At 42.2% G+C, this 22,775-nt stretch carries 21 protein-coding genes and 1 pseudogene; 7 read left to right on the top strand and 15 right to left on the bottom strand.

What is annotated here, in order from left to right; translation table 11 throughout:
- Positions 1-3 precede the first annotated feature (3 nt).
- Together coxB and cyoE are read right to left on the bottom strand one after the other, a co-directional pair.
- Entirely contained in the window at positions 4-1,071 is a 1,068-nt protein-coding gene (gene coxB, locus ACZ444_RS06615; RefSeq protein WP_382357165.1) for a cytochrome c oxidase subunit II, read from the bottom strand.
- A gap of 133 nt (positions 1,072-1,204) precedes the next feature.
- Positions 1,205-1,896: pseudogene (gene cyoE / locus ACZ444_RS06610) on the bottom strand (heme o synthase).
- A gap of 631 nt (positions 1,897-2,527) precedes the next feature.
- Here cyoE and ACZ444_RS06605 point away from each other — a divergent pair.
- Positions 2,528-3,451 (top strand): COX15/CtaA family protein, encoded by a 924-nt coding sequence (locus ACZ444_RS06605; RefSeq protein WP_382357164.1) that lies wholly within the window; start codon positions 2,528-2,530, stop codon positions 3,449-3,451.
- A gap of 16 nt (positions 3,452-3,467) precedes the next feature.
- On the opposite strand, the gene pyc is transcribed toward ACZ444_RS06605, so the two are convergent.
- The 3 genes from pyc to ACZ444_RS06590 all read right to left on the bottom strand — a co-directional run bounded on the left by pyc (position 3,468) and on the right by ACZ444_RS06590 (position 8,507).
- Positions 3,468-6,911 (bottom strand): pyruvate carboxylase, encoded by a 3,444-nt coding sequence (gene pyc, locus ACZ444_RS06600; RefSeq protein WP_382357163.1) that lies wholly within the window; start codon positions 6,909-6,911, stop codon positions 3,468-3,470.
- A complete protein-coding gene (ftsW, locus tag ACZ444_RS06595) occupies positions 6,878-8,080 on the bottom strand; it encodes a putative lipid II flippase FtsW (RefSeq protein WP_382357162.1) in 1,203 nt (400 codons plus the stop codon). The genes pyc and ftsW overlap by 34 nt, the downstream gene beginning before the upstream one ends.
- Positions 8,081-8,225: 145 nt before the next feature.
- The gene (locus tag ACZ444_RS06590; RefSeq protein WP_382357359.1) at positions 8,226-8,507 is read right to left on the bottom strand and encodes an Fpa/YlaN family protein; all 282 of its coding nucleotides are present in this window, start codon (positions 8,505-8,507) and stop codon (positions 8,226-8,228) included.
- Between the two features lie 284 nt (positions 8,508-8,791).
- On the opposite strand from ACZ444_RS06590, the gene ACZ444_RS06585 reads away from it, so the two are divergent.
- Entirely contained in the window at positions 8,792-8,998 is a 207-nt protein-coding gene (locus ACZ444_RS06585) for a YlaI family protein (RefSeq protein WP_382357161.1), read from the top strand.
- 34 nt (positions 8,999-9,032) lie between these two features.
- Here the strand turns inward: ACZ444_RS06585 and ACZ444_RS06580 are convergent, their stop codons facing one another.
- Positions 9,033-9,341, bottom strand: a complete 309-nt coding sequence (locus ACZ444_RS06580; RefSeq protein ID WP_382357160.1) for a YlaH-like family protein — start codon at positions 9,339-9,341, stop codon at positions 9,033-9,035.
- Between the two features lie 148 nt (positions 9,342-9,489).
- Here ACZ444_RS06580 and ACZ444_RS06575 point away from each other — a divergent pair, with 148 nt between their 5' ends.
- Positions 9,490-9,660 (top strand): DUF5325 family protein, encoded by a 171-nt coding sequence (locus tag ACZ444_RS06575; protein ID WP_382357159.1) that lies wholly within the window; start codon positions 9,490-9,492, stop codon positions 9,658-9,660.
- A 13-nt stretch (positions 9,661-9,673) separates the two neighbouring features.
- On the opposite strand, the gene ACZ444_RS06570 is transcribed toward ACZ444_RS06575, so the two are convergent.
- Complete coding sequence (locus ACZ444_RS06570) at positions 9,674-10,483, bottom strand: inositol monophosphatase family protein (protein ID WP_382357158.1); 810 nt, start codon at positions 10,481-10,483, stop codon at positions 9,674-9,676.
- A 209-nt stretch (positions 10,484-10,692) separates the two neighbouring features.
- Positions 10,693-10,890: a hypothetical protein gene (locus tag ACZ444_RS06565; protein ID WP_382357157.1), complete on the bottom strand. Its 198-nt coding sequence runs from the start codon at positions 10,888-10,890 to the stop codon at positions 10,693-10,695.
- A gap of 203 nt (positions 10,891-11,093) precedes the next feature.
- Here ACZ444_RS06565 and ACZ444_RS06560 point away from each other — a divergent pair, with 203 nt between their 5' ends.
- Positions 11,094-11,711, top strand: coding sequence for a YktB family protein (locus ACZ444_RS06560; protein ID WP_382357156.1), 618 nt, complete (start codon positions 11,094-11,096; stop codon positions 11,709-11,711).
- Positions 11,712-11,920: 209 nt separating this feature from the next.
- On the opposite strand, the gene ACZ444_RS06555 is transcribed toward ACZ444_RS06560, so the two are convergent.
- From ACZ444_RS06555 to ACZ444_RS06530, 6 genes are all read right to left on the bottom strand, one after another.
- Complete coding sequence (locus ACZ444_RS06555; protein ID WP_382357155.1) at positions 11,921-12,190, bottom strand: UPF0223 family protein; 270 nt, start codon at positions 12,188-12,190, stop codon at positions 11,921-11,923.
- 484 nt (positions 12,191-12,674) lie between these two features.
- Positions 12,675-14,081: a dihydrolipoyl dehydrogenase gene (lpdA, locus tag ACZ444_RS06550; protein ID WP_382357154.1), complete on the bottom strand. Its 1,407-nt coding sequence runs from the start codon at positions 14,079-14,081 to the stop codon at positions 12,675-12,677.
- A 3-nt stretch (positions 14,082-14,084) separates the two neighbouring features.
- The gene (locus ACZ444_RS06545) at positions 14,085-15,344 is read right to left on the bottom strand and encodes a dihydrolipoamide acetyltransferase family protein (RefSeq protein WP_382357153.1); all 1,260 of its coding nucleotides are present in this window, start codon (positions 15,342-15,344) and stop codon (positions 14,085-14,087) included.
- Positions 15,345-15,366: 22 nt separating this feature from the next.
- Complete coding sequence (locus tag ACZ444_RS06540) at positions 15,367-16,344, bottom strand: alpha-ketoacid dehydrogenase subunit beta (protein WP_382357152.1); 978 nt, start codon at positions 16,342-16,344, stop codon at positions 15,367-15,369.
- 3 nt (positions 16,345-16,347) lie between these two features.
- Complete coding sequence (pdhA, locus tag ACZ444_RS06535; protein ID WP_382357151.1) at positions 16,348-17,430, bottom strand: pyruvate dehydrogenase (acetyl-transferring) E1 component subunit alpha; 1,083 nt, start codon at positions 17,428-17,430, stop codon at positions 16,348-16,350.
- A 368-nt stretch (positions 17,431-17,798) separates the two neighbouring features.
- Positions 17,799-18,548: a YkyA family protein gene (locus tag ACZ444_RS06530; RefSeq protein ID WP_382357150.1), complete on the bottom strand. Its 750-nt coding sequence runs from the start codon at positions 18,546-18,548 to the stop codon at positions 17,799-17,801.
- A gap of 300 nt (positions 18,549-18,848) precedes the next feature.
- Here ACZ444_RS06530 and def point away from each other — a divergent pair, with 300 nt between their 5' ends.
- The 3 genes from def (at position 18,849) to rnjA (ending at position 21,852) form a co-directional block, all read left to right on the top strand.
- Positions 18,849-19,400, top strand: a complete 552-nt coding sequence (def, locus tag ACZ444_RS06525) for a peptide deformylase (protein ID WP_382357149.1) — start codon at positions 18,849-18,851, stop codon at positions 19,398-19,400.
- Between the two features lie 571 nt (positions 19,401-19,971).
- On the top strand, positions 19,972-20,181 hold the full coding sequence (locus ACZ444_RS06520) for a DNA-dependent RNA polymerase subunit epsilon (RefSeq protein ID WP_382357358.1): 210 nt from the start codon (positions 19,972-19,974) through the stop codon (positions 20,179-20,181).
- A gap of 3 nt (positions 20,182-20,184) precedes the next feature.
- Complete coding sequence (gene rnjA / locus ACZ444_RS06515; RefSeq protein WP_382357148.1) at positions 20,185-21,852, top strand: ribonuclease J1; 1,668 nt, start codon at positions 20,185-20,187, stop codon at positions 21,850-21,852.
- 113 nt (positions 21,853-21,965) lie between these two features.
- Here the strand turns inward: rnjA and ACZ444_RS06510 are convergent, their stop codons facing one another.
- Positions 21,966-22,625: a potassium channel family protein gene (locus ACZ444_RS06510; protein WP_382357147.1), complete on the bottom strand. Its 660-nt coding sequence runs from the start codon at positions 22,623-22,625 to the stop codon at positions 21,966-21,968.
- Positions 22,626-22,775: the final 150 nt, after the last annotated feature.

Genomic DNA, 22,775 nt, shown 5'->3' with positions numbered 1-22,775 from the left:
CCTTTAGTCATCGTCTTCACTGTCACTCACGGTATCTGGTGTGACGTCAGTTGGCTTCAATTGCAATAGATACTCTGCAATCTTACCTGCCTCGTCTTTAGATACGTCCGGGTATTGCCCTGTCATCTTATTACCCGGTTTTATCGCCTCTGGATCCATAATCCAATCAACGACATTTTCTTTATTTAAGTCTTTGATGCCAGCAAGACGCGTCCGATTACCAAAATCAGTCAGGTTTGGACCAATTTGTGTTGGTGACGATCCAATCGCGTGGCAAGCTGTACAGTTCTTTTGTTCAAACAGCGATTTACCTTCCCGAGCCACAGCTTTATCAGGTTCCGCGTCCGGATCCGCATTTTCCATGTCATCTGTCCATTGGTCAAATTTATCCGGACTCACAGCAATGACTTTAAAGTCCATCAATGAGTGAGAAGGTCCGCAGAATTCGGCACATTTACCGTAGTAAACGCCTTCTTCTTCAGCTTTCAGATACATGGTATTCTCATTATCCGGATTGACGTCCATTTTACCCGAAAGAGCAGGAACCCAGAACGAGTGAATAACATCAGATGACATCATATTCAAATATACTTTCTCTCCAACCGGGATATATAAATCCTGACTTGTCTGGATTTCTTTACCTTCATAATTGAAATGCCACCAGAACTGATTGCCTGTTACTTCTACATTCAAGTGGTCACTTGCATCTGATTCATCAGCCAGATCAAAGGTAGCCATTATTGTTGGCACAGCTATAATCAGCAACAGAATAATTGGAATAACGGTCCATATTGTTTCCAGCGTCTTATTGCCTTCTACCTGCTTTGGAATATAGTCTTCCTGGCCTTTCTTTCTGCGGAAGCGGATCAGAACAATTGTAAACACAATCACAACAACAGCCAGAACGAACAGCATAACGACCGTCGTTAGAATAATTAAGTTAAATGAAATATTTGATCCATAACCTTTTGGATCAAGCGCAGTCAGGTTCTCTTTGCCGCAACCCGATAAGATCAGCGAGGTTAACGCTAACAGAGAAAACGCCCGGAGTTTACCCATCCAACCTTTCATGTATTCATACCTCTCTTTCTCCTTGTAACTTTCCATTTAATGAAATTTGCACACACAAACGCTGTTAATTGAAAGGGAGTTCCATAGTAACGACAACCATTAATAAACACAGGACCACTAAATAGTTTAATGACTAAACAAATATTTTATTAGCCCACTTCAAATCATTTTTTGTAAAAAATCCACTGAATCCTAATGCCAGCCACCCGATATTAAGAACAGTCGCGATTATTATAAATGCAGGGCCCAAAAAGCCCATTAAAAATGGGAGCGGCAATAAACAGGTAATATATACCATAATTTGCCGTTTGGTTATGGCAAAATCGTGTACAGCGGGCAGCATTGGTATAGACGCAGTCTTGTAGTCCTTCGTTTTTTCATGGCTAATGCTAAAAAATGCGGTGTCTGCCAAATAAACATAATAAGAAATAATACAAAGGCTATTATATCCAGGCCAGGATCAACAGCGCCCCAGCCGATCAATGGCGGAACAGCACCTGAGACACAACCGATAATAGTGTTAAGCGTGTACCTGCGTTTGGACCACATGGTATACAAAAACACGTATACAAACCAGCCAGCAAAAGCTATCAAAGCAGCCATTTCAGTTGTAAACAAAAGAAGCACCAGTCCCAGGACACTTGCTGAAATTCCCAACCAGAGAACATAATTGAGCGAAATACTGCCTGTAACTGTGGAACGTGTTTTTGTCCGGGACATAACGGGATCAATATCAGCGTCATACCAGTTATTTAGCATATACCCACCAGCAATGACGAATGCACTCCCAGCCATTGTCAGCACCAAAACAGGCCAGTTTGCCATAAAAGAAACATTTGTAATGTAACTGGCCAGCCAGAAACCGACGATTGCTGTGATTAAATTCGAGATGACAATACCAGTCTTTGTCAGAGCTTTAAACTCTGATAAGAATGCTGCGGGATTTTGTTGCCACATAACGGGCTTCTTGTCTGATAAAGAAACCGTTTTATCGTTATTCATTAATAATCATCCCCCCCTTTTCAAACTAATCACCATAAACATTTTGGCTATGTGCATTCTTTATTATGCCTGATCATCCCAAAATTATCCTCCAAACCAACCATATTATATCATGAAATGCCGTTGCGATCTATTAGACATTTCACACAACTGATTGATTATGACGAATTTGTGAAAAAATGGCGCACTTAAAACGAAAGGCTTGAACAGCCTTGAACAATTCAACCAGCTAACTATGTAGTTCAGGCAAATTCTGCCTATATTATTTATAGCAAACAACAGTCAACATTGCAACTTTCTTCTAAATTTCTGTCATAAAACAGACAAAATCGTGTCAAAATGGAAGATATCACACTAAAATGACAACCGTCACATAAATTTCAGTTGTCCCTATAAGGATCACATATTATGATGTAATAAGACTTGTTCATATTATGTAAAGTGAGGCAAACTTATGGTTAAAATATTAAAGTGGCTTTCAATCATTGCGTCATTGGGAATGATGTTTGTTCTAATCGGCGGATCACTTGTTACCAAGACCGACTCAGGTATGGGCTGTGGCAGCAGCTGGCCGCTCTGTGAAGGACAACTGCTTCCTTCTGATATTACTCCGAAACTTATTATTGAGCTTGCTCACCGTTTCATTTCCGGTATTATGGGATTTGTTGTATTGGCATTATCTATCCTGTCATGGATTTATCTTGGCCATATACGAGAAGTTAAGTTCCTTTCATTTATGTCGTCGTTTTTCCTTGTTTTGCAAGCTCTTCTCGGTGCGGCAGCTGTTATCTGGAATCAATCCGACTTTGTAATGGCAACACATTTTGGGATTTCACTCATATCCTTTACAGCTGTATTTCTTCTGATGCTTTTGATCTTTGAAATCGACACAAAATTCGATGCTAAGACATTAATCATTCAGAAAAAACACAGAGTTGAACTTTACTTGCTAACTATATATACAATCGCCGTTGTCTATACCGGGGCATTAGTACGGCATGTTCAAGCGAGTATGGTATGCGGCAGCTGGCCGTTCTGCAACAATCAGAATCCGCTGGCGTTTGGCGATTACAATTTCTACCAATGGATACAAATGGGCCACAGAACCGCTGCAGGTATCCTGTTTATATGGACAATTGTTTTTGCTGTCCGCATGATCAGACAGTACCGGTCACATCGCATTATGAATTACGGATGGATTGTGACGGCATCTTTGATTATATTGCAAGTGTTTTTTGGTGCCATGAATATTTTCACCAATATAAACCTGGTCGTTTCCTTAGTGCATTCATTTGTCATCTCTGTCTATTTCGCCATGCTTTGTTACTTTATAATCCTCTCAACAAGAAGTGCCAAACACGAAAAAGGCAACGGCTAAAACCGCTGCCTTTTTTCTATTCAAATTCAATCAGTAAGTCATTAACGGCTATAGCATCCCCGTCACTGACATAAATGTCCTTGATCACACCGGAGAATGGTGCCTGAACGGTTGTTTCCATCTTCATAGCCTCGTTTATCAGCAAATGGTCGCCTTTCTGTACTTCGTCGCCTTTGTCGCAAACCACTTTAACAACAGTTCCAGGCATTGTAGCACCTATCTGTTTCTCATTGCTGTCATCAGCCTGAGGCCGTACAGCAACCTTTGATTGAACATTTTCATCTTTAATGATCACCTGTCTTGGTTGGCCATTCAATTCAAAATAGATAACTCGAGTGCCATCTGAGCGCGGCTCGGAAATCGAGACAAGTTTCACAAACAATGTTTTTCCCTGCTCAATTTCCACTTCGATTTCCTCATCCAGTTCCATCCCATAAAAAAATGTCAGCGTATCAAGTACAGAAACATCACCGTATTTTTCCTGGAATTTATTATAATCCATAAACACTTTAGGATAGAGTGCATTGGATACCAAATCAAATTCAGTAACCTGCCGATCCAATGTTTTGAATAACGCATCACGTTCCTGCTTAAAGTCAATCGGATCAAGCAAGGCACCTGGACGATCGTTAATAGGCTCTCTTCCTTTTAGAATGATACGCTGCAGCTCTTTGGGAAATCCCTGATACGGCTGTCCAATATAGCCCTGAAAAAATTCGATAACCGACTCAGGAAAATCAATTGATTCACCCTGTTCATAAATATCATCTTCGGTCAGATTATTTTGCACCATGAATAAAGCCATATCCCCCACTATTTTGGAAGACGGCGTCACTTTAATAATATCGCCGAACATATCATTAACACGCCGGAACATTTTTTTAACCTCGTTCCAGCGATCTTCAAGACCAACTGCCCTGGCCTGCTGTTTCAGGTTACTGTATTGCCCGCCAGGCATTTCATGAAAATAAACTTCTGTATGCGGGGCTTTTAAGCCGCTTTCAAAATCCTGATAATGCGTCCGGACACCTTCCCAGTAATGGGATAATGTTTCAAGTGAATCAAGATCAATGTCTGGCTGTTTAGTTGTTCCATCAAGTGCATGATATAACGATTGGGCACTCGGCTGAGATGTCAGTCCAGCCATTGGCGCATTGGCCACATCAACGGCATCAACACCCGCATCAATGGCACGTGCATACGTATAAATACCATTGCCGCTTGTATCGTGGGTATGCAAATGAATAGGCAGATCGACCGTATTCTTCAATGTATTAACAAGCTGATAAGCTGCCTCCGGTTTTAATAATCCAGCCATATCCTTAATACCCAGGATATGCGCGCCTGCATGTTCAAGCTCTTTAGCCAGATGTTTATAATAGTCAAGATCGTATTTGCGGCGTCCAGTATCCAAAATATCAGCTGTATAGCACATCGAGGCTTCAGCTATTTTGTCATTTTCTCTGACGGACTGAATAGCCGGTGTCATACCCTCAAGCCAATTCAAGCTGTCGAAAATGCGAAAAACGTCGATTCCGGCATCAGAACTTTTCTCCACAAATTCATGAATGAGATTATCGGGATAATTTTTGTAGCCAACGGCATTACTTGCCCTCAGCAGCATTTGCAATAGAACATTCGGCATTTTTTCCCGCAATGTTAATAGACGCTGCCACGGATCTTCTTTAAGAAAGCGGTAAGCCACATCAAATGTGGCACCTCCCCACATTTCAACAGAAAATAATTCAGGCAGCATACGTGCCGTTGGCTCTGCAATCTGTGTTAAATCTTTTGTTCTGATCCTTGTCGCCAGAAGTGATTGATGAGCATCACGAAATGTCGTGTCTGTCAATTTCACTTTCTTTTGTCCCTTTAGCCAAGACGCGAGACCATCAGGGCCATACTGATCCAATAGCTGCTTTGTCCCTTCCGGCATAGCTGCATCATGATTAATCGCCGGTACAGGCGGCGGTGTCAATAATGGCTTTTTCTTATCCGGTATGCCTTCAAACCCATTCACAGTTGTCTCAGCAATATACGTTAACATTTTCGTCCCACGGTCTTTTCGTCTTGGGAAAACAAATAATTCCGGTGTCTGGTCAATGAATGTTGTGTTGTATTCACCCGTCAGAAATTGTTCATGAGAGATGACATTTTCTAAAAAAGGAATATTGGTTTTGATCCCGCGAATGCGGAATTCCTTTAAATTTCTGACCATTTTTTGAGCAGCTTGCTTAAACGAGAGAGCCCAAGTGGATACTTTCACGAGTAATGAGTCATAATGGGGAGAAATTACCGACCCCTGAAAGCCGTCACCCGCATCAAGCCGTACCCCAAATCCGCCACCTGTACGGTAGGCCATAATTTTCCCGGTGTCTGGCATGAAATTGTTGAGCGGGTCTTCTGTCGTAACGCGTGACTGTATAGCATAGCCATGTGTGGTAATGTTTTCCTGATGTGGGATTTCGATAGAAGTATCATGTATATGTTTCCCGGAAGCTATTTTTATTTGTGTCTGAACAATATCAATGCCCGTAACCATTTCCGTGATGGTGTGCTCAACCTGAACACGAGGGTTAACTTCAATAAAATAATACGTATCATCCGCTACTAAAAATTCAACTGTACCTGCATTAAGATAAGCAACATTTGTCATGAGCTTAACAGCATCTTGTGCAATATCATGACGCAGGTTTTCCGGAAGAGAGACGCTCGGTGCTACTTCAACAACTTTTTGGTGCCGGCGCTGAACCGAACAATCCCGCTCAAATAAATGCACAATATTCCCGTGTTGATCACCAATCACCTGCACTTCAATATGTTTGGGATTCTCAATCAATCTCTCAACGTAAATCTCATCACTGCCAAAAGCAGCACGCGCTTCTGATCTTGCCCGTTCATATGCCTCCGCAAGCGAATCTTCATGGCGGATGACCCGCATACCGCGTCCACCGCCTCCCAGCAACGCTTTAATCATGATCGGATAACCATATTTCCTGCCGAAATCACGCACCTCATCGAGCGATGAAACTGGAGCGTCACTCCCCGGAATAACAGAGAGTCCGGCGTTTAGTGCTTGCGTCCGTGCTTTAACTTTATCACCAAACATATTTAAATGCTCACTCGTCGGGCCAATGAAAATAATGCCTTCTTCTTCGCATCGCTGGGCGAATTCAATATTTTCTGACAAAAATCCGTAACCTGGATGAATGGCATCAACTCCTACCTTCTTGGCAAGCTCAATGATCCCTTCAATGTCCAGATAGGCGTCGATCGGCTTCTTTTCCTCACCAACTAAATACGCCTCATCAGCTTTATAACGATGATAGGAGCCGATATCCTCCTTTGAATAGACCGCAACTGTCCGAATATCCAGTTCGGTACAGGCCCGAAACACCCGTATAGCGATCTCTCCACGGTTAGCCACTAGAACCTTATTGATCTGTTTTCCCTTTGCCATGTTCTTCCTCCTTTATTAGAGTATTGTTTTTCGTCCTCTTTCTCATTGCCAGGCGCAGGGGCCTGCTCATTCCGTCTTACAGATTTGGCGATATTGTTCAATATCCCCATTGATGCCATCATTACCAATAGTGACGAGCCGCCGTAACTGACAAACGGCAGCGGGATACCTGTGATTGGCAGAATACCACTGATGGAGCCAAGATTAATAAACGCCTGAAATCCTACCATTGAAGAAATGCCGATTGCCAGTAAAGCTCCAAAAGTGTCAGTACACTTCCTCGCTATGAACAGCCCTCGCAGAACAATAGCGGCGAGCAGTCCGAGCACAATCACCACTCCGATGAACCCTAATTCCTCAGCGATAAGCGCCATAATAAAATCCGTATGAGGCTCCAGTAAGTATCCCAGTTTCTGAACGCTTTGCCCGAGTCCTTCACCTGTCAGGCCGCCATTGCCAATAGCCAGATAGGATTGGACCAAATGGTAGCCATCATCACCTGGATCCTCAAACGGCTGATAAGCACCAGCAAATCGGCTGATTCGCTCATCAGTTGCCATACTGGGGATGGCTGCAGCAACCAAAATAAGCCCAACCATTATAAGAATCGACAAATGTTTGAACCGGATACCAGAACTGAACATCATCGATCCAGCAATCAATAGTATAATAACAGCTGTGCCAATATCAGGCTGCTGGATAACTAAGCCTGTGATAATAGCAATCAAAATCAACGGCGGTAACACGCCTCTGTTAAACTCATTTATATAGGCCTGTTTTTTGGAATAAACAGAAGCAAGATATATAATCAGCCCCAACTTGGCAAATTCAGCAGGCTGCAGACTGAGAGGTCCAAAGTCAAACCAGGATTTGGCATTATTAATCGTAATGCCAAATATCAGCACTGCTGCGAGCAGGATCAGAACAAGAATCATAATCATTTTAGTCAGCCTCTGATAATACCTGTACGGAATAGCACTGGTCAAGATGAACACGGCTACCGCCAAAACAAACCATTGGCTCTGTCTGACTAAATAAAAAGTGCTTTCATGTTCTTGTTCTACTGCCAAAACCATACTCGCACTGTAGATCATGATAATTCCGAATGCTGCTAAAACGACAGGCGTTATCATTAATGTGAAATCATAATCTTTGACTTTCTTTAACATCCGATTTCTCCCCAAGATATTTGATAGCAACAGCTTGTTTTATATGATGATTGCGTCATTCGCTTGCATATTGTGCACACGTACTTAAATAAAAAAACCTTGCCACCGTCTGATCAGGCAAAGTTTTTACAGCACTGCTTCATCATTACACGGTATTTTGTGCTGCCTCGTGCAATTTATTAAGCTCTCTTTCCAAATTTTCCATAAGTGCTTTACCTTCATTCTCATCAATCAAGTTCAGCCGCACAGCGAAGTCAATTTCCCGTGAAAGACCAAACATCTGTGTATCCAGCACCTCTTCATATAGAGGACACTGCGGCATTGTCAGGTTTTCAATCTGTACTTCAATCAGCTGGTGAATTTGGGCGGCATCTGCTTTCAGAAGTGCATAGGCTTTGTCGCGATGTGTTTCTGTCACCTCTCGAATCAATACTATCCCCCCATTAAAAAGACTGTTTTAACTTAATAATACCGTTTGTCCTGCGAAAATGCAAATGAAATTTTAAATAGAGATGGTGTTTTTTTAAAATGAACGATCTTTCTTTATCCTATCAACTGGGCAGTGAGCATACCCTTGTATTACTCATCCCGGATTTATTGAATAAATAACGTTTAAGAGATTAAAGTGATCCGATATTTGTTTACCTGGATGTCACAAGTCTTCCGCCTGTGTTAAAGTAATAACAGGAACCTATTGAGAGGTGACAGACAATGAAAGCACAATGCATTTTATGCGACACCGTAAACGATTTGGAAGATGACTCACTGAAAGCTAAACGTCTGCGCAATCGCCAGGTTAATATGTATTTATGTCCAGAATGTTATGAGCGGATCACTAATAAAACAAAAGAAAGATATGCGACCGGAAATTTCCGGTTATATAGCGACAACAGCAGGAAGAAAAAAGATCTCATCTAACATATAGCCAAAACTCCCCAATCAGGGAGTTTTTTTATGATACCTGCTTCGATTTCCTCTCTCTGTATAACCGTAGACGATAAATACCCAGAACAGCACAAATAATAATCAAGCTATCTGTAATCGGATAGCCTGTCAAACTGAAAAAGTTCAAGATAAGTGTTCCTAACATGAGCAGTATATAAACCATAACAGACTTTAAAACAGGCAATTCTTTTGCAAATCCGAGTTTATAAGCAACTGCAGCAAAAATCAGATTAGCTATGTAAAACGTCCAAAAAGCATTAAGACTATCCAAGTGTTCTATAACGAATTCATATACCAGACTATAACTTGTACCCATTCCTACCCCCCATTAATTGAGCCGTGAAACTCAATAGTCTATCTTACTTAGTATACTAAAAAATCAGCTTGGTCGCCAGTTAAAATCGTCATCTTTGCTTCTGATCGCTCATTCGTGTATACTGGACTACGGAAAATGAGGTGTCTAAATGAAAAATATTAACATTCCAATGCTGCTTCTGGCCACACTTGTCATTTTAATGTTTGTCCTTGTCGGTATCGCAATTGCTTTCCGCAATATATGGCTTATTTTACTGTTTATCTTACTTGGCTGTGCCTTTATGGGATTTGGCATAACGCTTAAACGCAGGAGAAAGTGATGTTTCTGAACCGTCACTTTCTCCCTTTTTTTATATAATCCTCGACAATATTCTCCTGAATCGCCGGGTTGCAAGTTAAAACGGATCCTTTCTGCAATAGATTAACCGAATCGCCAAAAGCATTCATTGTGTTCCCGCCTACTTCATCGACAATAATAATACCCGCTGCAATATCCCAGGGGGCTAATTCCATCGTCATATAGCCATCCATAATCCCTTCTGCAACCGCTGCAAATTCCAGTGCGGCCGACCCATATGTTCTTGTCCCTCTGACAGTTTTAACTAAATTCTGCATGACTGTTTCATTAACAAGTCGATTCTCACATAGCCAGAAATGATTCAGACTTAAAATCGCTTCCTTAAAATGCTTATGTTTGTTTAAAGGCAGGAGCCCCTTCTCATTTCTATATGCCCCTTCCCCTTTTTTAGCACTGTAGAGGACATCAGCCATCACATCATAAATTAAGCCGATTTCACCAATACCATCATGGTAGATGCCAACTGATATAGCAAAATTCCGTTTCTGATGCACGAAGTTCATGGTCCCATCGATCGGGTCGATAATCCAGACAGTGCCATCAAGTGCGCTCACTTCATCACCGTAGCCTTCTTCGCTGATAATGCGATGATCAGGAAATGTTTCTTTTATACGCGTCATGAAAAAATATTCCGTATCACTGTCCATTGTCGTCACCAGATCATTGGGGTTCGATTTGGTTGTGACTGTCAGCGGATCGCTAATATTGTCCCGGATCTCCTTTCCTGCTTCAAGCACCCATCCCTTTGCCTGTTGATAGATTGTTTCGCGATCATCCCAATTCATCTGCAAGCCTCCAGTCATTGATTTAAGCCCATCATACCAAATAAATGACTGAGAAGCATGCTCACTGATTCATCCCTGACTATAAACGCTATAAGTCAGCGATTCAGGGAATACAGGCATATGTAAATGTGGGGCCCCTTTTGTTACAGGTTTTCCTTCAGAACACAACACATCATTCAAACGTTTAGATTCTGACTATCTGCGCTGCCTCATGCGTCATCATCGCTGAATGCCAGCAGCTGCAAACGCAAATGTTTCAGTTTTTCTTTGGATCGACTAATTTGAACGCGTTCTTTTGCCTGGATAGCATCGTACAGAGTCATGAGTTCATAATCAATTTCCAGTCGAAGGACAGGCAGGTCTTCCCGATTTGTTTGCTTTTGAAGATCCTCTATGACATATTTCATGTCATCCACAACCTTTCAAATAACTTAAATTATTTATATGCTTTAAGCTGGCAAGACGTTCCTAAACCATCCATTCTCAGCATAAAAACGCGATTATCTATATGGACAGTATATGGGAAATACAGCTGTTATAACTTGACTGAATTTTGTTTTTGCTTAATAATACTACTTGAATGGATTGGATTGCAGAAAGGATGAGTAGCATGGTGCTTGCTGAATTTACAAGCCAAGACTTTCAAACGTTTGAGATAGATGGTCTGGAAGAACGTATGGAAGCAATACGCTCAAACATCCAGCCGAAATTCCAACGTATTGGTGAAGAACTTGACCGGGACATAGCAGACATAACCGGCCAGGACATGTACGTTCATATTGCCCGGCATGCACGGAGAACTAAAAATCCGCCAAATGATACATGGATGGCCTTTTGTCATGATAAACGCGGTTATAAAAAACACCCGCATTTTCAAATCGGTTTGTGGGATGACCATTTATTTGTTTGGCTTGCCTATATTTATGAGCTTCCAGATAAACAAAAAATGGCTGAATCATTCTTAAACCACATTGACGATATTCGTCAGTCTGTCCCGGATGATTATGTCATTTCGCTTGATCATACAAAAAAGGATGCAAAAAAACTTGCAGACATTGATTTAGAACAAGCTTTTAGCCGATTTCGGGATGTGAAAAAAGCTGAGTTTCTCATTGGAAAGCACTATCAGCCGGATGCCCCTGTTTTAAAAGATGAACAAGCCTTTTTATACGACGTGAAAACAACATTTAAAACGCTTCTTCCGCTGTATCAGCTATCAATGGTATAGAAGACTGAGACATAACAAACCTTATCAATTTTAATGAGATATGATATTAAATACTGGAAGTGAAGGAAATACAACAAGAGACCCTTGAAGGAACGGCATTGATGAACCTCCGCAGTCCACAGCGTTGCGAAGATTGACCAGCCGTTCACGGCTAGGACGTATACTATTTCCAGCCGGATTTTTGTTTAGTGAAACACGTTCATCCTGTCTTAGGACATTTTAATGGTTTTTGTTTCGCTGTTCCGCGCTTCCTTAACAACTGGAAAACTGGCGTAGCCTGATGCCCGTTCAAATTCCCGAAAATACGTTTTTTCCTCACTCTTACCCGGGACAACCTGTTTGAATTTCTGGTAGGCGGCCAGCAGTTCCTCCCGGTTAACATTTTGTTCATAAGCCTTTTCGACGCAGGAAAAGAAATGGACCACATCGATCACTTCCTGCGTTGACCAGCTGTCATCCAATGGGTAATGATAATCCATTGCTGTCAGTCACCTCACTTATAACTGCTTATCCAGCAGCAGATATTTCGTTGCATTTGCATCTGAGTGGCTATGGTTGATTTCTTTCCTTTCCAATGCCACGCCTTTATCATATCATGCTTAAAGTTTTTCTGGCGAATACACCCTTTGTATGAGAGACAGGCTGAGGACTGCTCGTTCTCACTCTTACGCTTAGAGTGCAGCGACAAATGAAGATGAAAGCAAAGTCCGGTCATTTCGTTGTTAAAACATTCAAACAAGAAAAACGGGAACCGGAAAGATGGAAAACCGCGAAAGTCCTAAGCACAAAAAACCAGGGTGCACATCAGCATCCTGGGTTTTTATATTTAATCACCATCATATTGCATCTGTTTTAAATCCTATTCACCTAACCAGTCCAACTCCTTGAACCTATACATAAAGACTATGAAAAAAATGAGGGCTGCATCACCTGTGCAGTCCTCACTTTTCACCGCAGATTGACTTACATCGTATGAATCGGTGTACCCAATGCGACGTCAGCTGCTTCCATCGTTACTTCGCCAAGTGTTGGATGAGCATGAATCGTTAGAGCAATATCTTCAGCTGTCATGCCCGCTTCAATAGCCAAGCCGATTTCTGCAATAACGTCACTGGCATTTGGACCAACAACCTGCGCACCAATAACCAGACCATCCTCTTTTCGCGTAATCAGCTTCATGAAACCGTCTGTCTCATTCAAGGACAAGGCACGGCCATTGGCACCAAATGGAAATTTGGATGCTTTCACATCGAAGCCGGCATCTTTCGCGTCCTGTTCGTTGTAACCGACACTTGCAAGTTCCGGATCGGAGAAGACAACAGAAGGCATTGCTAGATAATCGACTTCTGATTTTGCACCGCTGATAACTTCAGCTGCTACTTTCCCTTCATACATAGCTTTGTGGGCAAGCGGCAAGCCATCGACTATATCGCCAATAGCAAAGATGTTAGATACATTGGTGCGGCGCTGTTTATCCGCTTTAACAAGGCCTTTGTCACTCACCTCAACACCAGCATGTTCTAAACCTATTTCTTCTGTATTTGGTTTACGTCCAACCGTGACAAGTACATAATCAGCATCAATCGTTTCTTCTTTGTCATTGACGCTATAGGTTACTTTAACACCTTCATCTGTTTCTTCAGCACTTTTTGCCATTGCTCCGGTAACAATATTAACATTTTTACTTTTTAAACCTTTTTGGACAGGTTGTTTAAGCTGCTTCTCAAATGCGGGAAGGATCTCTTCTGTTCCTTCGAGAATCGTTACCTCTGTACCAAAGTTGGCGTAGGCTGAACCAAGCTCTATTCCGATATAGCCACCGCCGACAATAACCATTTTTTCCGGAATTTCCTGCAGACCCAAGGCTCCGGTGGAATCAAGCACGCGATTGGAGAACTTGAAATTCGGTATTTCGATTGGTGTCGATCCCGTTGCAACAATACAGTTATTAAAAGTATATGTCTGGGAATTCTTTTCATCCATTATTCTGACAGAATGTTCATCAACAAAGTACACCTCACCTTTGACAATATCTACTTTGTTGCCTTTCAGCAGACTTTCCACACCTGAGGTTAATTTATTAACGACAGTGCCTTTCCATTCCTGGACCTTGGAAAAGTCAACTGAAACATTCTCGGTCGTGATCCCCATATCTTCATTTCCGCCGGCAGCCTGTGCCTTATGGCCGGCTTCGATCAGTGCTTTAGATGGAATGCAGCCAACATTCAGGCAAACACCGCCCAAATCACCTTTTTCTACAATCGTCACGTTCTGACCCGACTGTGCAGCGCGAATAGCAGCCACATAGCCGCCAGGTCCTGCGCCCACTACTAGTGTGTCCGTTTCAATTGGAAAATCTCCTACAACCATAACTTAAGCCTCCATCATAATTAATTGTGGATCATTCAGCAGCCGTTTAATTTGATTCAATGACATTTGACCGGTTGCACCATCAACAATCCGGTGGTCAAAACTCAAGGATATTGCCAGTACCGGAGCAACGACAATCTCACCATCACGTACAATCGGTTTTTCCTGGATGCGGCCGAGACCCAGAATAACGGCTTCAGGGTAATTTAACACTGGTGTAAACCATTGACCTCCAGCTGAACCGATATTAGTAATTGTATTGGAAGCCCCTTTCATTTCATCAGGTGCCAGTTTACCACTGCGGGCTTTATCTGCCAACTCGTTAACTTCCTGCGATATAGCAAACAGTGATTTGCGGTCGGCATCTTTAACAACTGGAACAAGCAAACCTCGATCCGTATCAGCAGCGATACCGATATTGTAATAATGTTTATAAACAATTTCATTCGTGTCGTCATCAACCGAAGCATTCAGGATCGGATATTTTTTCGAAGCCGAAATTAATGCTTTGGCGACATATGGCAGATAAGTCAGTTTGATTTCCTGTTCTGCTGCAATCTCTTTGAATTTCTTACGGTGTGCAACGAGTTCAGTTACATCAACCTCATCCATGAGTGTCACGTGAGGTGCTTTGCTCTTGGAATTGACCATAGCATTAGCAATTGACTTCCGCATGCTGGTCATTTTCTCCCGCGTTTCCGGATACTCAGCTTTAGCTGGTTCTGCTGCTTTCGGCTGTTGTTCATCTGTTTCAGCAGCAGGCTGACTGCCGCTTAAGTATTGATCAATATCTTCTTTTAGAATACGGCTATTTCTTCCGGAACCTTGCACTTCTTGAATGCTAACGTCATTATCACGTGCATATTTCCGGACAGACGGCATAGCAATAACGCGTTTATCATCAAGGGATGATGCCGTTTCAGCCGGCTGCTTTTCAGCTGCCGTATCATCTGTTTGTTTATCGTCGGCTGATTGAGCGGATTCTTCCGATGCCTCTGATTCCTCTTCATCGTCATCCTCATAACCTTCTGCATCAAATGAGATAAGCGTGTTGCCAACAACGGCTACCTCACCCTCACCCACATGAATTTTGGTTACGGTTCCATCAACCGGGGACGGAATTTCGACAACAGCTTTATCATTTTGGACTTCACAAAGCACATCGTCTTCTTGAACCTCGTCGCCCTCTTTAAAAAACCATTTAGCTATTTCGCCTTCGTTAATCCCTTCACCAATATCCGGTAATTTAAAATTAAATGCCATTGCAGTGACCTCCAATCATTCGTTAAAAGTTGATAACATCATTTACTTTTTGGATGACATCTTCATATGATGGCAGCCATATTTCTTCTGCCTGTGAAAATGGATAAACTGTATCTGGTGCTGTCACACGCATAACAGGGGCTTCTAAGTGGAGGATAGCCCGCTCCTGTATTTCTGATACAACATTTGCAGCAACACCTGCCTGGCGCTGTGCTTCCTGAATCACAACAGCATGATTGGTTTTCTTAACGGACTCAACAATTGTCTCTGTATCGAGCGGTGAAATCGTCCGCAGATCAACCACTTCTGCTTCAATATTATTATTTTTCAGTTCATCTGCTGCCTTCAGGGCTGTGTGAACCATAGCACCATAGGCAATAAGTGTAACATCCTTGCCTTCCCGTTTAATGTCTGCCTTATCAAGATCTACCGTATAAGTTTCGTCTGGAATTTCTTCACGGAATGACCGGTAAAGTTTCATATGTTCCATGAAAAATACGGGATCATTATTACGTATAGAAGAAATCAACAAACCTTTCGCGTCATATGGCGTTGAGGGTATAACCACTCTGAAGCCAGGCTGCTGTGCAATCAGGCCTTCCAGGGAATCCGCGTGCAATTCTGGCGTATGAACGCCGCCTCCAAATGGCGTGCGTATTGTAACCGGTGCCGATTTAGTGCCTCCTGAACGGTAACGCATACGTGCCGTCTGACCATTCAGCGCATCCATCGCTTCAAGAATAAAGCCAATGAACTGTATCTCAGCAACCGGCCGGAAGCCTTGCAGCGATAGTCCCAGTGAAAGACTGCCGATACCAGATTCGGCAAGCGGTGTATCAAAAACACGGTCTTCGCCGAATTCATCCTGCAGTCCTTCTGTAGCACGGAATACGCCGCCATTTTGGCCAATATCTTCACCTAAGAGAAGCACATTGTCATCATCTTTTAATTCATGATGCATGGCGTCCGTAATAGCCTGGATCATTGTTTTTTGTGCCATGGTTTACTTCGACTCCTTTTCTTTGTATTCTTCCATCTGCTCTTGCAGGTTGTGTGGAAGTTCCTCAAACATATTACCAATTAGATCGGTTACTTTCTGTTTAGGATAATTATCTGCTTCTTTAATGGCCTTTTTGATATCAGCCTTAGCGTTCTCAATAACCTGATTTTCCTCATCTTCTGACCATATGCCCTTGTCATTTAAATACTTGCGGAAACGAATAAGCGGGTCTTTCTTCTCCCACTCGTTTGTCATATCCTCTGTGCGATAACGTGTCGGGTCATCCCCGGCCATCGTATGCGGACCGTAACGGTATGTCTCCGTTTCAATCAGCGTTGGTCCTTCACCATTCACAGCACGTTCACGGGCTTTTTTCGTAGCCGCATAGACTGCAAAAACATCCATGCCGTCCACCCTGAAACTAGCAATACCGGCTGCCACACCTTTTTGAGCCAGTGTTTTTGCGTTTGTCTGCATATTAACTGGAACCGAAATAGCAAACTGGTTATTCTGTACAAAGAAAATGGCTGGAGCACTGTAAGCCCCTGCGAAGTTGATTCCTTCATAGAAATCACCCTGGGATGTTCCGCCGTCACCTGTATATGTAACAGCGACTGCCTGTTTGCCGCGTTTTTTAAGTCCCAGCGCTACACCAGCTGTCTGCGTATATTGGGCACCAATGATAATCTGCGGACTTAACGCATGAACATCCTCAGGCATCTGGTTGCCAGCATAGTGTCCTTTCGAGAACAGAAAAGCCTGATACAGCGGCAGGCCCTGCCAAATAAGCTGTGGAACATCACGATATGCGGGCAGTAAATAGTCTTCTTTTGTTAAGGCAAAGTGACTTGCTAACTGCGAAGCCTCCTGGCCTGCTGTCGGTGCATAAAAACCCAGCCGTCCCTGGCGGTTAAGCGCAATTGAACGCTGATCCAGCACACGTGTATAAGTCATACGGCGCATCAGTTCTTTTAGATCATCGTCTGATAAATCGGGCTTCCAGTCTTCATTCACTATCTCGCCGTTTTCATCAAGAACTTGAAACATTTCAAATTGATCTTCAATATTTTCAAGCACGTCTTTCACGATCGTTCACCTCTTCCTTTCTGTTTAACTGTTTATAGTCTTTTCCAGCCTTTCTGAATTATGAATGAAACAGTACCTATTTGTTTTAACGTTTCCCGGTTTTGTCCGCTTGTAATCATAACGTCCGCGCATCGGAAAAACTGTTGCAGTTAAAAAACAAAAATTAATGATACAATTCATGATCCTGTATTAATTATAGCCCACCGACAGTTATTTCGTCAATTAACATAATTAAACATTGATCATAGTTACGAGGATGTCACCGTTAACACGAATACAGCCCCTGTTCTATGGTGTTCTGTTATAATAAATATACTAAGCTGTATTAATTGCAATAGCCTTTTTTCGAAAAAAAATCAGATGATTAATTAATCATCTGATTCCTTTTGCTTATCCTGCTGTTCATCATCTTGCTTATCCTGCTGTTCATCATCACCGCTGCCTTCGCTGTCATTTCCTGCGTCTTCGTCATATTCAACGTTGACTCCGGCGGCACTGTAAAATTCTTTTTTACGTTTGTTATATTTAGCGGTCAGCTTATTGAATTTTTTGTTTTTGTCAATAACCGCCTCATAATTGTCATTCAGTTTTTTGATATGTTTAGTCAGCGCTTCCTGCTCCAAGTCTTCTTTTTGAAGCATTTTATACAACTTTTGTTCCTTTTTGAGTGACTTAGAGTAAGATTCATGCAGTTTATCGTACGCATCATAGCGATTCATCATGACGTCATACATGTCTTCGCCTTTCTCACTGGCTGCATCGTCCTCAAGCTCTGAAAGTGTGTCTTTAACGCTGGAAAACTCCTCTTTGGAAGCCTTCATACTTTCCTGTTCATTGTCAATTTTATCCTGTCTGGTGTTAATATTATCTAGGGCCTGTCCGGCCAGTTTCTTGATTTTATCGAAATCCTCCATGCTCAAATCACGGACTTTTCGATAGATATCCTGCTCCTCCTGTTCCAGTTCAACAACGTCATCCTGCTGTTTTTCAAAATCCTGCTCCAGTTCGACTGCTTTCTCCAAATGATTGTATATTTGTTCAGATGGTGCAGTACCGCTGCAGGCAGACAGCATTATTAAACCGAATAAACCAATGAATAATGGCTTTTTCCATAACACAATACATTTCTCCCCTCAGACCAGTTTACTTGTCTTTTAGTATATCATATGATGTTCAAGCAGTGGTTTAATTCGAAACTTTTCCCTTTCAAATACTGCAATTTTATCATACACTTCATTATATTATGTTAAAATTGCAGTATGAAAGATTGACTGGGGAATGGATAGTAACGTGCTAATATATAAACAATTAATGACCGATTTCGATGACATGATAGCGGGAAAGTGAGCTGCTAAAATGTAAGGTGTCATTTTAGTTTCTAATTAACACTAAAGAATCAGCTAGGGAGTGTTAGACCAATGATTACAATGGATGATATTGTTCGTGAAGGGAATCCAGCTCTGTCTAAAAAAACAGAGGATGTTCCTCTTCCGCCATCTGACGAAGATATACAACTCTTAAATGACATGCTGACGTTTCTTAAAAACAGCCAGGATGAAGAGACAGCCGAGCAATATAATTTACGTCCAGGCGTGGGACTTGCTGCGCCACAGCTGGGACTGAACAAACGGATGTGTGCTGTACACTTTGAAGATGCGAAAGAGAAACTTTACAGTTATGGCCTCATTAATCCAAAAGTTGTCAGCCATTCGGTTGAACAGGCTTACCTGACGGACGGAGAAGGCTGTCTTTCGGTTGACCGTGATGTAGAAGGTTATGTGCCCCGCAGTGCTCGTGTCACAGTTAAAGCGATCGGCACCGATGGCAAAGAACTTAAATTACGGCTGCGTGGCTATCCTGCGATTGTCGTGCAGCATGAAATCGATCATCTGCATGGCATCATGTTTTATGATCATATTAATACAGAAAACCCATTTGCCACTCCGAACAATGCCAGACCAATTGACTGAGATTCATCTGCAGGGATCTGTATTTAATAGGTTCCTGTATCGTTTTACATAAAACTTGCAAATATAACCTTAAGACAATCACGGGAACCAATTCGCTGAAAATGTTAATGCTTTTTTAAATAATGACGTTGTTTTAATTTCAAATTAGAGCGATTCGTATTATACTGTGTAATTAAGAGGGATTGGATCGGCAGAACGTTTTTTATTGCTTTTCTTACACGCTGGGTGGAAAACATTGCATTTATTTAAAACCACCGAAAGAAAAAATGAAAAACACTGGAAACAGTTTTTGAGCTTAGAGCGCGTAACTTCGAATCAAACACATGTCCCGGAGACATCTGCGTGCTCACTGCACTGAAAGCTTACGGCCTGAAAAATAATTACTGTGACCTCTAGCGGAATCAGGACGGTGATGCAGTCACTGGCAGTTGTTCATCAGGAAACACGCCATACTGCAGACAAAATAGAAAAGCAGCATCTGCTGCTGTATAACGGAAAAAAGAATGAACAGTTCAGGAATGACGGATGCACACTATTTAACAAAAGAACAATTATGTTAGGAGAGATAATAATGGTTTTTAAAGTTTTTTATCAAAAAATGCCAGATGAAATACCTGTACGCGAACGTACTGAAACCTTATACGTTGATGCAGAATCTGAATCAGAAGTACGCCATAAATTAGCCGGCAAGTATACAAATATTGAGTATATTCAGGGTCTTGATGAAGCACATTTAGCTTATGAGAAAAAATCTGATCATTTTAAACTGGAGAACCTCTAAGGCATGAAATTTGTCAAAAATGATCAGGCGGCGGTTTTTGCATTAGGCGGACTCGGCGAAATCGGGAAAAACACTTATGGCATCCAATTTCAGGACGAAATCATCCTGGTTGATGCCGGAATTAAATTTCCTGAGGACGAGCTTTTAGGTATTGATTATGTTATTCCGGATTATACCTACCTGACGCAAAACCAGGACAAAATTAAAGGTTTATTCATAACACACGGGCATGAGGATCATATTGGAGGCATTCCATACCTTTTGCGTGAAATAAATGTGCCCATTTATGCAGGAAAACTTGCGGCCGGCTTAATTCGCAACAAACTTGAAGAACATGGCTTACTGCGCAACACCAAATTGAACACCATCCAAGAAGATGATGTGATCAAATTCCGTAAAACATCCGTTTCTTTTTTCCGTACGACTCACAGTATTCCTGATTCCTATGGCATTGTGGTCAAAACGCCTCCGGGCAATATTGTCCATACTGGTGATTTCAAATTCGATTTCACACCTGTAGGCGATCCTGCCAATCTGACAAAAATGGCTGAAATCGGCAGAGAAGGCGTGCTTTGCCTCCTTTCAGACAGTACAAACAGTGAAGTACCAGGTTTTACAATGTCCGAACGCGTTGTTGGGCAAAACATCCACGATATTTTCAGCAAAGTTGACGGACGGCTGATCTTTGCCACATTCGCGTCGAATATTTATCGTCTGCAGCAGGTCGTTCAAGCAGCGGTCAAGCATGACCGGAAAATTGTTGTATTTGGCCGGAGTATGGAATCGTCTATCCGCATTGGCCAGGAGCTTGGTTATATTGAAGCGCCCGATAATACATTCGTCGAAGCGAATCAGATTAATCGTCTACCAGCTAATAAAGTAACGATTCTGTGCACGGGGTCACAGGGCGAGACAATGGCAGCTCTGTCCAGAATTGCTAATGGCACACACCGCCAAGTCCAAATTAATCCCGGTGACACGGTTGTTTTTTCATCGTCGCCGATCCCAGGCAACACTGTAAGCGTAAGCAACACCATTAATAAACTTTATCGTGCAGGTGCTGATGTCATCCACGGGCCACTGAGTAATATCCATACATCCGGTCATGGAAGCCAGGATGAACAGAAGCTGATGCTCAGACTAATGCAGCCAAAGTATTTCATGCCAATTCATGGTGAATACCGGATGCTTAAGGAGCACATGAAGCTTGGTGAGGCATGTGATGTCAAACAGGAAAATTCATTCATAATGGATAACGGTGATGTCCTGGCTCTGGGCAATGATAATGCGAAAATTGCCGGAAAAATCCCCTCAGGCGCCATATATGTTGATGGAAGCGGAATCGGTGATATCGGTAATATTGTCCTGCGCGACCGCCGCATTCTGTCTGAAGAAGGCCTGGTTATGATTGTGGTCAGCATCAACATGAAGGAATTCAAAATTGCTTCAGGTCCCGATATCATCTCTCGCGGTTTTGTGTATATGCGAGAATCGGAGGATCTGATCAAAGAGGCTCAAAAACTGGTTGCCAAACACTTGGACAAAGTCATGGAACGTAAAACAAGTCAATGGTCTGAAATCAAAAACGAAATAACCGATACCATTGCACCATTCCTCTTTAAAAAGACAAAACGCAGACCAATGATTCTGCCTATTATTATGGAAGTCTAAGAGCGATAACCATGGCGCGCATTGGTGTTAAGTTAAAAAGATGGCATGAAATAATTTCATGCCATCTTTTTTATCGTGCTGACGCTGCACTGTTTATTTAACGGTTTCCTTCATCAAAACACTAAATGCCTTTCAAATCGGGAAAGATCATTATCTGCCCCAATGATAATAAGCGTATCATCCTCTTCCAGCACATCATCAGCTGCCGGAGACACGTTAATAGAATCCTCGCGCTTAACAGCGACAACGTTACAGCCATACCTGGCTCTGATATCCAAATCAATCATTGTTCGTCCGTCCATCTTTTTACCTGCCTTCACTTCAACAATACTGTAATCATCCGACAATTCCAGATAATCAAGAATGTTGCTGGAGATTATATTACGGGCAATACGTTTTCCCATATCCCGCTCCGGATGAACAACCTGATCAGCACCAATACGGTTTAATATTTTCTCATGATAATCATTTTGCGCTTTTACGGTTATTTTTTTAATGCCAAGATCAGTCAGGACAACAGTTGTTAAAATGCTGGCCTGGATATTATCACCGATAGCGACGATAACATGATCAATATTTTTAATGCCCAGATCCTTCAATGTTGCTTCATCTGTTGAATCTGCAATCACAGCGTACGATGCTATATTTTTGAACTCATTTATCTTGTCCTCATCAGCATCGATCGCTAATACATGCCTGCCTTCTTCGCTGAGTTCTGTGCATATACTGCCGCCAAAACGGCCTAATCCAATTACGGCATAATCACGTTTCATTCCGGTTCCTCCAAAAGTCATTTGTCCTAAGTTTATCACACCAAGCGTTATATGGCATCAGAGAACTATCTTAATTATGCGGTTTTGCTAAACCATTTTTCACGCCTTGATGTCATACACTGTGCTGCGTCCCAGCCTGGATTCACTGCT

The organism is Lentibacillus kimchii (assembly GCF_055381965.1).
Note: the sequence above shows the minus strand (reverse complement) of the source record. Positions and strands in the feature narration are given on the sequence as shown.

Bases quoted from the DNA above. Each gene is read 5' to 3' on its own strand.
- coxB (WP_382357165.1), bottom strand. From the start codon at position 1,071: ATGAAAGGTTGGATGGGTAAACTCCGGGCGTTTTCTCTGTTAGCGTTA.
- ACZ444_RS06605 (WP_382357164.1), top strand. From the start codon at position 2,528: ATGGTTAAAATATTAAAGTGGCTTTCAATCATTGCGTCATTGGGAATG.
- pyc (WP_382357163.1), bottom strand. From the start codon at position 6,911: ATGGCAAAGGGAAAACAGATCAATAAGGTTCTAGTGGCTAACCGTGGA.
- ftsW (WP_382357162.1), bottom strand. From the start codon at position 8,080: ATGTTAAAGAAAGTCAAAGATTATGATTTCACATTAATGATAACGCCT.
- ACZ444_RS06585 (WP_382357161.1), top strand. From the start codon at position 8,792: ATGAAAGCACAATGCATTTTATGCGACACCGTAAACGATTTGGAAGAT.
- ACZ444_RS06580 (WP_382357160.1), bottom strand. From the start codon at position 9,341: ATGGGTACAAGTTATAGTCTGGTATATGAATTCGTTATAGAACACTTG.
- ACZ444_RS06575 (WP_382357159.1), top strand. From the start codon at position 9,490: ATGAAAAATATTAACATTCCAATGCTGCTTCTGGCCACACTTGTCATT.
- ACZ444_RS06570 (WP_382357158.1), bottom strand. From the start codon at position 10,483: ATGAATTGGGATGATCGCGAAACAATCTATCAACAGGCAAAGGGATGG.
- ACZ444_RS06565 (WP_382357157.1), bottom strand. From the start codon at position 10,890: ATGAAATATGTCATAGAGGATCTTCAAAAGCAAACAAATCGGGAAGAC.
- ACZ444_RS06560 (WP_382357156.1), top strand. From the start codon at position 11,094: ATGGTGCTTGCTGAATTTACAAGCCAAGACTTTCAAACGTTTGAGATA.
- ACZ444_RS06555 (WP_382357155.1), bottom strand. From the start codon at position 12,190: ATGGATTATCATTACCCATTGGATGACAGCTGGTCAACGCAGGAAGTG.
- lpdA (WP_382357154.1), bottom strand. From the start codon at position 14,081: ATGGTTGTAGGAGATTTTCCAATTGAAACGGACACACTAGTAGTGGGC.
- ACZ444_RS06545 (WP_382357153.1), bottom strand. From the start codon at position 15,344: ATGGCATTTAATTTTAAATTACCGGATATTGGTGAAGGGATTAACGAA.
- ACZ444_RS06540 (WP_382357152.1), bottom strand. From the start codon at position 16,344: ATGGCACAAAAAACAATGATCCAGGCTATTACGGACGCCATGCATCAT.
- def (WP_382357149.1), top strand. From the start codon at position 18,849: ATGATTACAATGGATGATATTGTTCGTGAAGGGAATCCAGCTCTGTCT.
- ACZ444_RS06520 (WP_382357358.1), top strand. From the start codon at position 19,972: ATGGTTTTTAAAGTTTTTTATCAAAAAATGCCAGATGAAATACCTGTA.
- rnjA (WP_382357148.1), top strand. From the start codon at position 20,185: ATGAAATTTGTCAAAAATGATCAGGCGGCGGTTTTTGCATTAGGCGGA.
- ACZ444_RS06510 (WP_382357147.1), bottom strand. From the start codon at position 22,625: ATGAAACGTGATTATGCCGTAATTGGATTAGGCCGTTTTGGCGGCAGT.